12 protein-coding genes are annotated in these 12,765 nt (G+C 66.6%); 8 read left to right on the forward strand and 4 right to left on the reverse strand.

Translation table 11 applies throughout. The features are described from left to right. Positions 1-46: 46 nt before the first annotated feature. The gene (locus BM337_RS21305; protein ID WP_177227708.1) at positions 47-208 is read left to right on the forward strand and encodes a hypothetical protein; all 162 of its coding nucleotides are present in this window, start codon (positions 47-49) and stop codon (positions 206-208) included. 48 nt (positions 209-256) lie between these two features. On the opposite strand, the gene BM337_RS18480 is transcribed toward BM337_RS21305, so the two are convergent. The 3 genes from BM337_RS18480 to BM337_RS18490 form a co-directional block, all read right to left on the reverse strand. Then, positions 257-805 carry a KH domain-containing protein gene (locus BM337_RS18480; protein WP_089818750.1) on the reverse strand — a complete coding sequence of 183 codons (549 nt, stop codon included), beginning with the start codon at positions 803-805 and terminating at the stop codon, positions 257-259. 136 nt (positions 806-941) lie between these two features. Continuing rightward, positions 942-2,153 (reverse strand): WD40/YVTN/BNR-like repeat-containing protein, encoded by a 1,212-nt coding sequence (locus BM337_RS18485; RefSeq protein ID WP_245778703.1) that lies wholly within the window; start codon positions 2,151-2,153, stop codon positions 942-944. A 723-nt stretch (positions 2,154-2,876) separates the two neighbouring features. Further along, positions 2,877-3,656: an IclR family transcriptional regulator gene (locus tag BM337_RS18490; RefSeq protein WP_177227715.1), complete on the reverse strand. Its 780-nt coding sequence runs from the start codon at positions 3,654-3,656 to the stop codon at positions 2,877-2,879. Between the two features lie 362 nt (positions 3,657-4,018). Between BM337_RS18490 and BM337_RS18495 the strand changes: the two genes are divergently transcribed. The 5 genes from BM337_RS18495 to BM337_RS18515 all read left to right on the forward strand — a co-directional run bounded on the left by BM337_RS18495 (position 4,019) and on the right by BM337_RS18515 (position 10,657). Then, the gene (locus BM337_RS18495; protein WP_089818754.1) at positions 4,019-5,923 is read left to right on the forward strand and encodes a HAMP domain-containing protein; all 1,905 of its coding nucleotides are present in this window, start codon (positions 4,019-4,021) and stop codon (positions 5,921-5,923) included. An 81-nt stretch (positions 5,924-6,004) separates the two neighbouring features. Next, on the forward strand, positions 6,005-7,153 hold the full coding sequence (locus BM337_RS18500) for an ABC transporter ATP-binding protein (protein ID WP_089818756.1): 1,149 nt from the start codon (positions 6,005-6,007) through the stop codon (positions 7,151-7,153). A gap of 189 nt (positions 7,154-7,342) precedes the next feature. Further along, entirely contained in the window at positions 7,343-8,725 is a 1,383-nt protein-coding gene (locus BM337_RS18505) for an ABC transporter substrate-binding protein (protein WP_089818758.1), read from the forward strand. A gap of 32 nt (positions 8,726-8,757) precedes the next feature. Next, positions 8,758-9,720 (forward strand): carbohydrate ABC transporter permease, encoded by a 963-nt coding sequence (locus tag BM337_RS18510; protein WP_089818760.1) that lies wholly within the window; start codon positions 8,758-8,760, stop codon positions 9,718-9,720. Position 9,721: 1 nt separating this feature from the next. Beyond that, complete coding sequence (locus BM337_RS18515) at positions 9,722-10,657, forward strand: carbohydrate ABC transporter permease (protein ID WP_089818762.1); 936 nt, start codon at positions 9,722-9,724, stop codon at positions 10,655-10,657. 192 nt (positions 10,658-10,849) lie between these two features. Here BM337_RS18515 and BM337_RS20805 read toward each other — a convergent pair whose 3' ends face one another. After that, a complete protein-coding gene (locus BM337_RS20805) occupies positions 10,850-11,056 on the reverse strand; it encodes a hypothetical protein (protein WP_143117761.1) in 207 nt (68 codons plus the stop codon). A 108-nt stretch (positions 11,057-11,164) separates the two neighbouring features. Between BM337_RS20805 and BM337_RS18525 the strand changes: the two genes are divergently transcribed. Continuing rightward, entirely contained in the window at positions 11,165-11,581 is a 417-nt protein-coding gene (locus tag BM337_RS18525) for a hypothetical protein (protein ID WP_089818766.1), read from the forward strand. Positions 11,582-11,650: 69 nt separating this feature from the next. After that, the gene (locus BM337_RS18530; protein ID WP_089818768.1) at positions 11,651-12,760 is read left to right on the forward strand and encodes a cellulase-like family protein; all 1,110 of its coding nucleotides are present in this window, start codon (positions 11,651-11,653) and stop codon (positions 12,758-12,760) included. Positions 12,761-12,765 lie beyond the last annotated feature (5 nt).

The raw sequence follows: 12,765 nt of genomic DNA on the forward strand, positions 1-12,765 counted from the left end.
CCTCCGCAGGGTGACTGTTACGAGCGAGGCGGCCCAATCGTCGGCTGTGACTTCGACGCACACGTGCACGTGCGGGGCGACGCTTCGCTACCGCCAGGACATGGTCCGCGAGCAGTCGGGCGTCTACCCGACCTGGAAGTGCAAGGACTGCCTGACGCCGGTGCCGAGTACGGTCGCCGAGCGGATCAAACACCAGCATCCGTCGTGAGCCGGTGACGGCGAGCGGAGCGGTGGCGAAGAACGGACGTCTCGCGGGTCAGCCGTGGAACTGGTGGTAGTTCAGTCCCTGTTTCTTCATCTCGTTGTGGCGGCGTTCGAGGAAGGAGTACACCGAACCGTGCGGCGCACCCTCCAGGAGCATCTCGGCGGCTTCGCGGACGGTGTCGACCTGCTCGGGCCCGCCGATGATGCCCAGCGTCGACCCGTAGATGACGACAGAGGCGCCGGAGAGGTCCTCCATGAGTTCCCTGGTTCGTCCGCCCTCGCCGATGAGGCGGCCCTTCTGGCGGGTGAAATCGTTCCGGTTGCGGGAGGCGGCGTCGATGTCGATGATGTCGAACAGCATCACTTCGTCGTCGAGCAGCCGGAAGGCGTCCTCGGGGGCGAACCCGCGGCCGATGGCCTTCACGATGTCCGGCCCCTTCAGCGCCGTGACCGGGTCACCGACGGACTCGACCTTCACCGCGCCGGTCTCGGAGTCGATGTCGAGGCGAACCTCGGCGCGCTCTTCGATCTCGCGCATGGTCTCACCCCCTTCACCGATGACCGCACCGATCCGGTCCTGCGGAATCTTCACGTGTTGCATAGATGCCCGGAAGTACTTGGTCCGCGCAGTTAAGCCTTCGTCTGTCGATGGCCCGCCGCTGTCGGGCCCTGCAGGCCGTTCCCGGTCCGAGATCTCGCCGGTTCAGACTCGGGGTCAGTGACCGGCGGTCGTCCGTTCAGACCCAGATCCCTTCCCGATAGTTCTCGACCACCTGAGGCGCGTTCGCGAGCGTCGGTATGCGGTCTTCCGGCGCTATCGAGGCCTCCGTCGTCTCCGTGGCTGTCTCGGCCGCCGTCGCGGTTTCGGTCCCGTTCGGCGTCGCCGTGGCGGTTCCGTTCGCGGTCGGCGACGCGGTGGCGGTCGCCGTCTCCGTCTCGGTGGTGGCGTCGCCGCTCCCGTCCCGGACTCGTTCCACGATTTCGCCGTTGTTGCCGACGGCGACGTCGACGCCGCTGGTTCCGTAGGCGACGCCGCGGAGCTTCGTCTTCACCGGGGTCTGGAACCGCTCCCACTGGCCGGTCGAGGTCCGGTCGTACACCTTCCCGCCGTCGCCGGCCGCGACGCCCGCGTCGGGCGTCCGGTCCACCGAGCGGATGCTCTGGCGCCCGCCGTCGACGACGTGTGGCGTCCACCGGTGGCCGTCGTACCGGTAGACGATGCCGTTGCCGGCGGCCACGTTGACGTCCCGTCGCCCGACGCTGGCGACGTCGAAGAAGCTGGTTCCGGCGAAGTCGATGCCGATCTGGTTCCAGGACTCGCCGCCGTCTGTCGATTGTGCGACGTACTGGCTCGTCGAACAGACGTGCCCGTTCGACCGGGAGTGGAAGTCGATGCCGGGGATGGTCGACCCGCCGCCGGGCTTGATCACCTTCTGGTACTTCACGGCGCCGCTGTCCTGCCGGTCGCCGACGAGCAACTCGCCCGACCCGTTGACGAAGTAGAGTCGCTCGTTCTCGCCCGCCGTCCCGCGCACCGCGCAGTCCTCCCACGTGCTGGTCTTGCCCTTCGGCGCCGAGTAGTTCGTCAGTGTCTTCGTGGCGACGTTGTACTCGCCGATGACGCCGCTGCCGCCGACGAACCAGATGGCGTTCCCGCCGTCGGTCACGTCGACGCCCGTGAGTGGCCGACTCCGGGCCTGTGGTCCGTACTCGACGACCTTCTGCCAGCCGTCGTCGAATCGACCGAGGACGTCGCCCCCGCCGCCGACCGCGAAGGGCCCCTCGGTCGTATCGACGACGTCGTTGAGCGGTTTGTCCGTGGGCGATTCGGCCGCCGCCCACTCTCCCCCGCCGTCACTCTGGGCCAGGGCCGTCGCAGACGTCCCCGTGATTCCGACCGTGGTCGCTCCTGCAAGCTGTACGAACCGCCGTCGCGTGTGTTCTGTCACTGTCGTCCCTCCACCACTCGATCGGATCGGTGCGCGTATGTATTACCGACAATAATTAGATTTCTGGACTGTCCGCTGGCCGGCCGAGGGCCCAGCTGTGCCTCGTGCCCGCCGTCGGGTGGGGGCGACGTTCGGTGGTCCACCGACCGCGCTCTGACTTGAAATTATTATAGAAACAGAGATGTATACGAAGTCTGTGACTATGTGGGTGATCGAATCCGTCTGGCGATCGAAAGACGACGGGCGTACAGGGTCGCCTTTCGAGATTCTATTAGAGTGACTCTTCACTTTCCAATCGTCTCTTAACACTCGGTTTAGCATGGGAGATGGGGAGAAATACACCAATAATCTCGCAATTCGACACATTCTGTGGCGGTTTCGGTTCCAAAACTGGTTTATCTCTACCGACAGAAAATAACACTTCCAAATGTATACTGTAGATCTGTCACATTTGCCGTTGGGTGCCGGTGGGCTCCGGACGCGTATCGCCCTCACGGTAAGGCGGAGGAACCGCCAGCGGAGCGTCGGCGGGCCCCGTCGCGGCAGGTCGTCCGAAGACTGTTGGTGAATAACAGGATTAATATTGTTATTAGATGCCCTTTTCGCAACCGGCTCGGTCGAGGTGGAAAGGGCGTTCGGCGCCCCCACCGAACCGTTCGCGGCTGGCGAACGATCTGGGGCGGGTGCGAGGGGTTCTCACCCGAAGTCGGCCGGGCGCGTTCGCTAGTCGCGAACGCCAGCCGCCGCCTCCCGACCCATGGCGTTCTCGACGGAGCGGGACGCGCTGACGAGGAGTCCCTGGGTTCCCTCCTCGATGGGGGTGCCGTCGAGGTCGTCGGTCGTCCCCGAGATCACGATGGCACCAACGGGATCGCCGGGCGATCGGACGATGGGGGCGGCGACGCACTCGACGCCCTCGACGTACTCCTCGCGGTCGACGGCGGTTCTGCGCTGCCGGACTGCCTCGAGCTCGGCCCGTAACGCGTCCGAATCGGTGACCTTCTCGCCGGTGGACGGGGCGAGGTCGCCCTCTAGAACCCGTTCCTGGACCGTTTCGCCCGCGTACGCCAGGATGACCTTGCCGGCGGCTGTCGAGTGGAGCGGCTGCGTGTCTCCTCTGGCGGGGCCCATCCCCTCCGTGGACGCCGCGTTGTTCACGTAGGTGACGACCGCCGTCTCCGCCTCGTACAGCACCAGGGCGACCGTCCGGTCGACGGAGGCCGCCAGGCTGTCGACGGCATTCTCCCCATTCTCCGTGGGGAATCGTGCGAGCGTGTCGGTCCCGAGCGCCCACGTCCCGAGGCCGACGTGGTACTCGTGGTCCTGCTGGACGAGGTACCCACCTGCCGCCAGCGTCTTGACGTGCTTGAACACGCCGCTCTTCGACCGGTCGAGGTGGCGAGCGATCTCGCTGACCCCCGCACCGTCGAGTTCACGAACGGCTTCGAGCACCTCGAAACTCGTCGCCGCCGCGTTGACCAGCCGAGCGTCGTCCTCTGTCATACGAACCCGTTCGAAGCGACGCCACATTAATCGTTCGCCATCAGCGAACGCCTGGCCGACCAGCTGGCTCGCGCCGTTCCAGGCACCGCCTCCAGTCAGTCAGATGTCAGGACCCGTCCCCAGCCGGCCCGACGTGCTCACCGGCTATCGTTCGCAAGATCGGGGGAGCCCACCCGGCTACGCGGCCGAATCGACGGCCGGGTACACCGATCGTTCGCCAGTAGCGAACGACGTTCCCTGCCGAGTGGCCGCTCTCACGCCGGTCATCGGCCCCCCTCGGACCGGATACCGGCCGACATCGCCGTGGGCAGGGGGAAACTGTTACCTTCTCGCGGCGAGCATGCAGTGCAAGCACCCGAACCATGGCAGATCAGCCCCGGTCTGAAGTAAGCAGGGACGACGGCTTCTCGTCGGTCGTCCGCGCCGTCGTCCCGGACGTCGTCAGGCGGCGGTACACGCTGAAGTTCGCGCTGATCCTCTTGATCATGGGTATCACCGTGGGCGTCATCGGTGCCACGGCCACGGGGATGCTCTCCTCGGAGGTGGAGAACAACGTCGAACAGGAGTACGAGGACCTGGCGACGCAGCAGGCAAACGCCGTCGAGAAGTGGGTCCAGCGCAACTCCGTCTCAGTCAAACTCGCCTCGAAGAACGCCGTCCTCTCCCGGACGGACCCGAGCGCCCGCTACGACATCCGGCGCGAACTCGCGACGACCGGCGGGAACCTCTACGGCGCTCGCTCGACGTACGTCATCAACCGGTCGGATTCGAGCACGCGGATCGTCGCCAGCCCGCAGTTCCCCTACGACGTGGACGTCTCCGAGACGTCGCGACACTGGATCGCCAACGTCTCGCTGACCGAGATGGGGGTCGCCGACGTGCGCGTCACCGACGTCCACGACGTCGGGAACGGACCGGTGATCGCCTTCATCAGCCCCATCCAGAACGCCCCGAACCGGTTCCTGGTCATCGAGTACGACGTCAACCGCCTCGCGCGCTCGCTCGAACAGGGTCGCTCCTCGCGGTTCACACAGGTCGTCGACGACGAGGGGACGGTCCAGGTCGCCTCCGGGTCCTCGGAGATCCTCCGGCCATACGGTAGCGAGGCGGCCCAGGAGCCGCTCAGGCGCGCCGCGGCGCTCCAGGGATCGGGCGAGTCCGCCGGCGTCATCGCCCGGTTCGGACCCCATCCCGAGGTGCTCGACGAGGAGTACACCGTCGGGTTCGCGCCCGTGACCGTCCAGAACACGGACCTGGACTGGACGGTGGTGGTCCACCAGCCGACGAGCGAGGCCTTCGCGTTCGTCGAGGCCATCTCCCTGTACGGCCGGCTGGCGACGGTCGCAGGGATGACGTTCATCGTCCTGATCGGCGCAGCTATCGGCCTGAGCACGACCCGGTCGATCAACCGCCTGCGCCACCTGGCCGAACAGCTCCAGGCGGGCGACCTCGACGTCGACGTCCACTCGCCGCGCATCGACAGCATCGGGGAGCTGTACGGCGCGTTCGACGACATGCGGGCGTCGCTCAAGCGACAGATCGAGGAGGCCGAGCAGGCCCGCGAGGAGGCGGAGGTCTCCCGCGCCGAGGCGGTCCAGATGAACGCCTACCTCCAGAACAAGGCCGCCGAGTACTCCGAGACGATGCGCGAGTGCGCGGCCGGCGACCTCACGCGCCGCCTGGAGACCGACGGCGAGAACGAGGCGATGGACCGCATCGCGACCGAGTTCAACGCGATGGTCGAGGAGCTGGAGGCGACCACCGCCGAGGTCAAACGCTTCGCCGAGGAGGTCGAGGAGGCCGGCGAAGTGCTCCAGACGAGCTCCGACAGCGTCCGCGTCACGAGCGAGCACGTCGCCGACTCGGTCCAGGCCATCTCGGACGACGCCTACGACCAGAAGGAGCGACTCGAGGCCGTCGCCGAGGAGATCGACGAGGTGGTCGACGCGCTCGTCGACTACGCGGACGACCACGACGAAGTCGACTTCGAGGAGCCCCTGACGCAGTTCAACGAGATCGTCCAGCAGGTCCACGACGTGGCGACGACCAGCCAGAAGACCCTGGCCGAGTCCGAACTCGTCGCGGGCGCGGCCGAGGAACAGGCGGCAGAACTCAACGAGGTCTCCGGCCGAGCCCAGGAGCTGACGCGCAACGCGCGGGCGCTCGGTGACGTCCTCGACACCTTCGAGGTCGACGCGGACGCCGGGGCTGACCGCGGCGAGGACGGGCCACGGACGAACGGCGACTCGCCCGAGCCGGAGCGCTGACCCCCACGTCCCGCCAACGTACTGCGAAGATCGTTACAGATATAGAAAAGCATATATGGCCAAATGTGAGTATGATTGTCCATGGCGAACGTCTCACTGGCGGCTGCGACCAAAACCTTCGACGACGACGGCGACAAGATCGTCGCGGTCGACGAACTCGACCTGGACATCCGGGACGGGGAATTCCTGGTGCTCGTGGGTCCGTCGGGCTGTGGGAAGTCGACGACGCTCCGGATGGTGGCTGGTCTCGAATCCCCGTCGTCGGGCACGATCACGCTCGGCGACGAGGTGATCAACGACAAGACACCCCAGGAGCGGGACATCGCGATGGTGTTCCAGTCCTACGCCCTGTACCCCCACATGACTGTCCGGGGGAACATGGCGTTCGGGCTCGAGGAGTCGACCGACCTCTCCGACGCGGAGATCACCGACCGGGTGGACGAGGCCGCCGACATCCTCGGCATCACCGACCTGCTCGACCGCAAGCCCGGTGAGCTCTCCGGTGGCCAGCAACAGCGGGTCGCGCTCGGCCGGGCCATCGTCCGCGACCCGAAGGTGTTCCTGCTCGACGAGCCGCTGGCGAACCTGGACGCGAAACTCCGCGCGGAGATGCGCACGGAGCTCCAGCAGCTCCAGGAGGACCTGGATACGACGACCATCTACGTCACGCACGACCAGACGGAGGCGATGACGATGTCCGACCGCATCGCCATCCTCGACGGCGGCGAGCTCCAGCAGGTCGGCACACCGATGGAGTGTTACCACGAACCGGCCAACGTCTTCGTCGCCGGCTTCATCGGCGAGCCCTCGATGAACTTCTTCGACGTCACCAACGAGGGCGACGTGCTCGTCGGCGAGGACTTCCGCTACCCCGTCTCCGATGCGGCCGCGGCCGCGGTCCAGGGTCACGACGACCTGGTGCTCGGCATCCGCCCGGAGAACATCGAGATCGTCGAGGATCCGATGGCCGACGACGTCCTTCCGGCCGTCGTCGACGTCGTCGAACCCCACGGCAACGAGAACGCGGTCCACCTCCGCTTCGCGGACCAGAGCGGCGAGACGCGCTTTACCGCCACGGTCGGCGGCATGCGCAGCCTCTCCGGGGGCCAGGATGTCGGCGTTCGCTTCCCGGAAGACGCGCTCCACCTGTTCGACGGTCACAGCGGCGACGCGCTCCGGAACCGGATCGTCGAGGACCTCGACCAGGTCGAGCAGATCGGCACGACGTAGCGCCTCGCTTTCTCCCACGGCCGGCCGGTTCTGGTCGGCTCTCCCTCGGCTCTCCCGCCGCCGGCCAGCGCTGGTCGGTTCTGGCGGTCCGTCCGGCCCGTTCGTCCGCCGGGAGCACCGTCGCTTCCCGGAGTGACCCCAACTGACGCACCATAATGATTAAATAGTTTGGAAGGGATCCACTACCATATGCCTGAGAACGGTGACTCAGACGGCGACAGCTTCGTAACGCGGCGAAAGATGATCGGTACCGGCGTCGCCGGTATCGGCGCGATGGTGGCCGGGTGCAGCGGCGACGGCGGCGACGGTGGCAGTGGCGGCGACGGCGGCGACGGTGGCAGTGGCGGCGACGGCGGTGACGGCGGCGATGGCGGCGACGGCGGAAGTACGCCGACGGTGACGGACAACCCGATGGAGGCGCTCCACGGGTGGACCGGTGGCGACGGCGCCGCGGCCGCCGAGCAGATCGTCTCGATGTGGGAGGAGCGACACCCCGACTGGGAACACCAGATCGAACCCATCGGCGGCGACGCGAACGAGAACCTCAACGCGACGGTCGCTCGCCGGCTCGCGAACCGCAACCCGCCGGACGCCTTCGCCGGGTGGCCGGGCCTGAACATGACCCAGTACGGTGGCATGCTCTCGAACCTCTCGCCGGTCTTCGAGGAGCACGGCTGGGAGGACGTCATGCACCCCAAGGCCCTGGAGGCCTGCAAGATGAACGACGAGTACCGGGCCGTCCCGCTCGGTTCCCACCGGCTGAACAACCTGTTCTACAACGTCAGCGTCCTCGAGGAGGCGGGCGTCAATCCCGACGACGTCACCGACTGGGACTCGTTCGTCGAGGCGCGCCAGATGATCGCCGACAACACGGACTACACGCCGGTGACGACGACGACCGTCGCGCCCTGGGCCGTGCTCCAGTACTTCGCCCAGATCATGCTCGGGACGGAGGGCCAGGACGCCTACCGGGCCTGGCTCGACGGTGAGGGCGACGAGCAGGCGCTCGTCAACGCCCTCGACAAGACCCAGGACTTCGTCGAGACGGGCACCAACGAGGACCGCTCGACGCTCAGTTTCCCCGAAGCCAACGACATGATCATCAACGGCGAAGCGGGCTTCTTCACGATGGGCAACTGGGCGGCCGGTATGTACCGGAACGCCGAAGACTTCGAGTTCGAGGAGGACTGGGGCTGGATCCCATTCCCCGGCACCGGCGACATGTACGTCTGGCACCTCGACTCGTTCATGTTCCCGCAGGACGGCAACGCCCCGGTCAAGTCCGAGGCCTTCGCCGAGCTCATCGGCGACGCCGAACTGCAGATCGCCTTCAACAACCTGAAGGGGTCGATCCCGCTCCGCACCGACATCGACGGCGGCGAGCTCCACCCCTTCCTCAACCTCAACGTCGAGGACCTGAACAACCTAGAGCAGTTCCCGCCGACGCTCGCCCACGGGCTGGCGTGCACGCCCGAGCAGCTCGACGCCTGCAAGGGAGCCATCGCAGACAACTTCATGGGTCCGTACAACTCCCAGGACGCGGCCTCGGCCCTGATGGCGGTCTTCGAATAGGCACGGAACCGTCCACCTAACTCTATTCATTTATGGCAAGCTCAGAAGACACGGTAACCGGTTCCCGTTCGATAGCGGCCGGCGAGACCCGCGGCGACTGGCGAGACCGGGCGCGGCGCTTCTCCAAGAGCGACTTCGTCCGCAGTCTCCCCTACTGGTTTATCCCGTTCAGCATCATGGGGCTCGGCGTCTACGGCGGCATCGGCTGGAACACGCTCATCTCGCTGACCGACTACGAGGGATTCCAGCCGCCGGACTTCACCGACCTGGACTTCAGTATGTACGTCCAGGCGCTGCAGGACCCCTCGGTCATCCTCGTCACGAAGAACACCTTCGTCCTGATGGTCGCGTTCACGACCATCACGATGATCCTGGGACTGTTCCTCGCGATCGTCCTCGACCGGGGAATCAGGTACCGGGAGAAGATCCAGACCATCTACCTGTTGCCGATGGCGCTGTCGTTCGTCGTGACGGCCCAGTTCTGGCTCTGGATGTACAACATCAACAACGGTCTGGTCAACGCGGTGATCGGCCTGTTCGGGCTGGGGCCGTACAACTGGATCGGCAACCCCGATCTCGTGCTCGGGTCGGTCGTCTTCGCGCTGATCTGGCAGTTCAGCGGCTACGCCATGGTCGTGTTCCTGGCGGGGCTGCAGTCACTGCCCGACGACCAGTTCGAGGCCGCCCGTATCGACGGCGCGAGCACGTTCAAGACCTACTGGCGGGTCATCATCCCGCAGCTCAAGTCGTCGTCGGTGAGCGCGGCCGTCATCCTGGTGATCTTCGCGCTGAAGGCCTTCACCTTCCTCTACTCGATGTTCGGTCAGTACCGCGTCCCGCGGGCGACGGACATCCTGGCGACGCTGATGGTGCGAGAGGCCTTCCAGCTCCAGAACTGGGCGTTCGCGGCCGCGATCGCGACGATCCTGCTCGTCATGTCGCTCGCCGTCATCGCACCGTACCTCTACTACCAGTACAAGCAGGGGAGCCTCTGACATGAGCAACGCAACCAACTCACGCGCGGAAAGTATCGCTCGCGTCCTGCCGGCGCTCGACTACTCGAAGATCGCCATCTACCTGCTGGTGATGTTCTTCGCGACGTTCTTCATCGCGCCCATCTGGACCGGGCTGGTGACGGCGTTCAAGACGACCGGTGCCGTCACGGCGACGACGCCGTTTCTCCCGCCCGGCTCCGAGGGGTTCACGCTTCAGAAGTGGACGACGGCGATCGAGTACCTCTCGACGGGGATGACCAACAGCCTCCTCATGTCGTTCCCGGCGACCATCGCCAGCGTCACCCTGGGCAGTACCGCGGCCTACGGGCTGACGCTCGTCGACTGGCACAAGCGGACGCAGTTCGCCGTCCTGGTGCTGTTCATGTTCGGGATCTTCATCCCGTACCAGGCGGTGCTCGTCCCGCTGTCGGACTTCTGGATCAACATCGTCGGCGTCGACGGCCTGGTCGGACCGGTGCTGGGGGGCCTCCCCTTCTTCACGGAGCGCCACTCGCGGCTGTTCGCGGTGACTGTCACCCACGTCGTCTACGGCATCCCGATCTGTATGCTGCTGTTCCGCGGCTACTACGTCGCGCTCTCGGACGAACTCATTGAGGCGGCCAAGATCGACGGCGCCTCGATCACGAGCATCTACCGGCGCATCGTGCTCCCGCTGTCGAAGCCGATGTTCGGCGTCGTCTTCATCTACCAGTTCACGATGATCTGGAACGAGTTCCTGTTCTCGCTGACGCTGATCGGGAGTTCGTCCAGCCCCGCTGCGACGGTGACGCTCGTCCTCTCCGGCCTGGGGAGCGACCTCACCGGCGTCGACTTCGGGCTCCGGATGGCCGGCGCCTTCGTCGCCGCCCTCCCGACGCTGATCATCTACGTCCTCTTCGCCGAGCAGTTCGCGAAGGGGCTGGCCTCGGACAACTAGTCCGGGCTGCCGATTTTCGTAGCCGATCCGTGTATACTCATTCTCTTATATGTTATCGCGGCCGACAGTTACCGGTCTAGCGACGCATTCGTCTCCGGAGAGCGGGACGATGGCGTAACGGCAGTGAAGCGACCGATACGAGAGGAACTGTCGAGACGGGGCTCCGGACGACCAGACGGAGCGTTTCAGCGGTCACTCGCGGACATCCGGGCCCTCTCCGACGGCGAACGGTCCGGTGACCGCGTTTCGAGCGGTCAGTTCCGAGCGTGCGCCGTACCGCTGCCGAATGATGTGGAATATGACTATTCCGAGGAAACATACGTGCTCCGTCACGACGGTAGCGTCGTCGATCACTACCTCGAAACCGTTACGGTCGTCGGGGCGGCAACGTCCATCCATGCACTCTCGTCGTCCGCCCCGCTCTCCGCCCCGACGGACGTCGGGCCAGCCCAGTCCCCGCGAGGAGTGTCACCCACCGACGGCCGCCTGCCGGCGGCGTGGTGGCCGATGACGGCCGACCGCGGGGTCGCGGCCTCGTGGGCCATCGGGATGGGGTTGCTCCTGGGGGCCGTCGCCGGGACGGTGGTCTCGACGCGGACGCCCGGCGAGGAGGTCCGCCGCGTCGCCGGGTTCGCGCTGCTCTTCGTTCCCGCGCTGTACGCGATGATCGTCAGCCGGTGGGACCACTGGCACCAGAAGAACCCCTACGTCCGGTTCGCCGTGCTCTTCCTCGGCGGCTTCGCCGCCATCGGGCTGGTGACGGCCCCCGTCGTCCTGCTGTTCGGCGGCACCGGCCTGGTGGCCACCGTCGCGGAGTTCCTGGCCGCCCTCGGGGGTTTCGGCGTCGCCGCCTGGATCGCCTTCTACGGCGGCGACGAGCGGATCTGGGCGGTCGTCGTCGACCGGCTGGACATCGAGTGGTGAACGCCGATCCCGGTACGAGTTCGCACACTTCGCGAATCGTTAAGTGAGGACCGGCTGTAGCGAGCCGGTATGTCGCTGACCGACAGGGAGTCGCCCTACGCCATCACGATGTGGGACTTCTCGTGGCTCGAACGCCGGTACAAGGGCGGCGGGTACGCCGACTGGGACCGGACGCTGGACGAACTGGTCGAGCGGGGGTACGACGCGGTCCGCATCGACGCCTACCCGCACCTAGTTTCCCGGGACCCGGACCGGACCTGGACGCTGCCGCCCGCTTTCGAGGCCAGCGACTGGGGCGCACCGGACACCTGCGAAGTCACTGTCGGCCCGGCCCTGACCGAGTTCGTCGGGAAGTGCGCCGAGCGCGACGTGGCGGTTGCGCTCTCCTCGTGGTTTCGCGAGGACGAGACCGGCGCCCGGCGGGGGATCCGGACCCCGGCGGACCTGGCGACGGTCTGGGTGGACACCCTCGACCACCTCGCCGACGCCGGCCTGCTCGACGCCGTCGCCTGGGTGGACCTGGTCAACGAGTTCCCCCTGGCCGAGTGGGCACCGTTCTTCAACGACCCCGAGGCGCCCCGTTCCGACCGCCTCGACCGCGACACGCCCGCGGGTCGCCGGTGGATCAACGAGTCCATCGCGGGCGTCCGCGAGGCGTACCCGGACCAGGAGTACTGCCTCTCGGAGACGGCCGGCCCTGGCAAGGAGTGGGGTCGAGAGCCGGCCGACGGGATGGACCTGCTGGAAACGCACCTCTGGCTGCAGAACACGACCGACTACTACCCGTGGGCGGCGTTCGACCACGGCATCGACACCGACGCCCACTACGAGTGGCTCCGCGACGTCGGCCGGGAGCGCTACCGCGAGGACCCCGACCGCTGGCAGGCGGCGCTCGAAGCCGAGATCGAGGCCGCCGCCGAGTGGTCCAGAGACGTCGGCCTCCCCCTCGCGACGACGGAGTCCTGGGCGACGATTCACTTCAAGGACTGGCCCGGTCTGGAGTGGGACTGGCATAAGGAACTGTGTGCCGTCGGCACCCGGAAAGCCGCCGAGACCGGTCGCTGGACGGCCATCTCGACGAGTAACTTCTGCGGTCCGCAGTTCAGCGGGATGTGGGACGACGTCGCGTGGCACCGCGAGCAGACGGCCGCTATCAAGGACGCGACCGTCGACGTGTAGGTCGG

The organism is Halomicrobium zhouii (assembly GCF_900114435.1).
Lineage (GTDB): Archaea > Halobacteriota > Halobacteria > Halobacteriales > Haloarculaceae > Halomicrobium > Halomicrobium zhouii.

What these genes read in the sequence shown, in the direction of transcription:
- BM337_RS18515 (WP_089818762.1), top strand. Translation starts at nt 9,722, where the DNA reads ATGAGCAACGCAACCAACTCACGCGCGGAAAGTATCGCTCGCGTCCTG.
- BM337_RS18490 (WP_177227715.1), bottom strand. Translation starts at nt 3,656, where the DNA reads ATGACAGAGGACGACGCTCGGCTGGTCAACGCGGCGGCGACGAGTTTC.
- BM337_RS18480 (WP_089818750.1), bottom strand. Translation starts at nt 805, where the DNA reads ATGCAACACGTGAAGATTCCGCAGGACCGGATCGGTGCGGTCATCGGT.
- BM337_RS18500 (WP_089818756.1), top strand. Translation starts at nt 6,005, where the DNA reads ATGGCGAACGTCTCACTGGCGGCTGCGACCAAAACCTTCGACGACGAC.
- BM337_RS18510 (WP_089818760.1), top strand. Translation starts at nt 8,758, where the DNA reads ATGGCAAGCTCAGAAGACACGGTAACCGGTTCCCGTTCGATAGCGGCC.
- BM337_RS18495 (WP_089818754.1), top strand. Translation starts at nt 4,019, where the DNA reads ATGGCAGATCAGCCCCGGTCTGAAGTAAGCAGGGACGACGGCTTCTCG.
- BM337_RS18525 (WP_089818766.1), top strand. Translation starts at nt 11,165, where the DNA reads ATGACGGCCGACCGCGGGGTCGCGGCCTCGTGGGCCATCGGGATGGGG.
- BM337_RS18530 (WP_089818768.1), top strand. Translation starts at nt 11,651, where the DNA reads ATGTCGCTGACCGACAGGGAGTCGCCCTACGCCATCACGATGTGGGAC.
- BM337_RS20805 (WP_143117761.1), bottom strand. Translation starts at nt 11,056, where the DNA reads ATGGATGGACGTTGCCGCCCCGACGACCGTAACGGTTTCGAGGTAGTG.
- BM337_RS18505 (WP_089818758.1), top strand. Translation starts at nt 7,343, where the DNA reads ATGCCTGAGAACGGTGACTCAGACGGCGACAGCTTCGTAACGCGGCGA.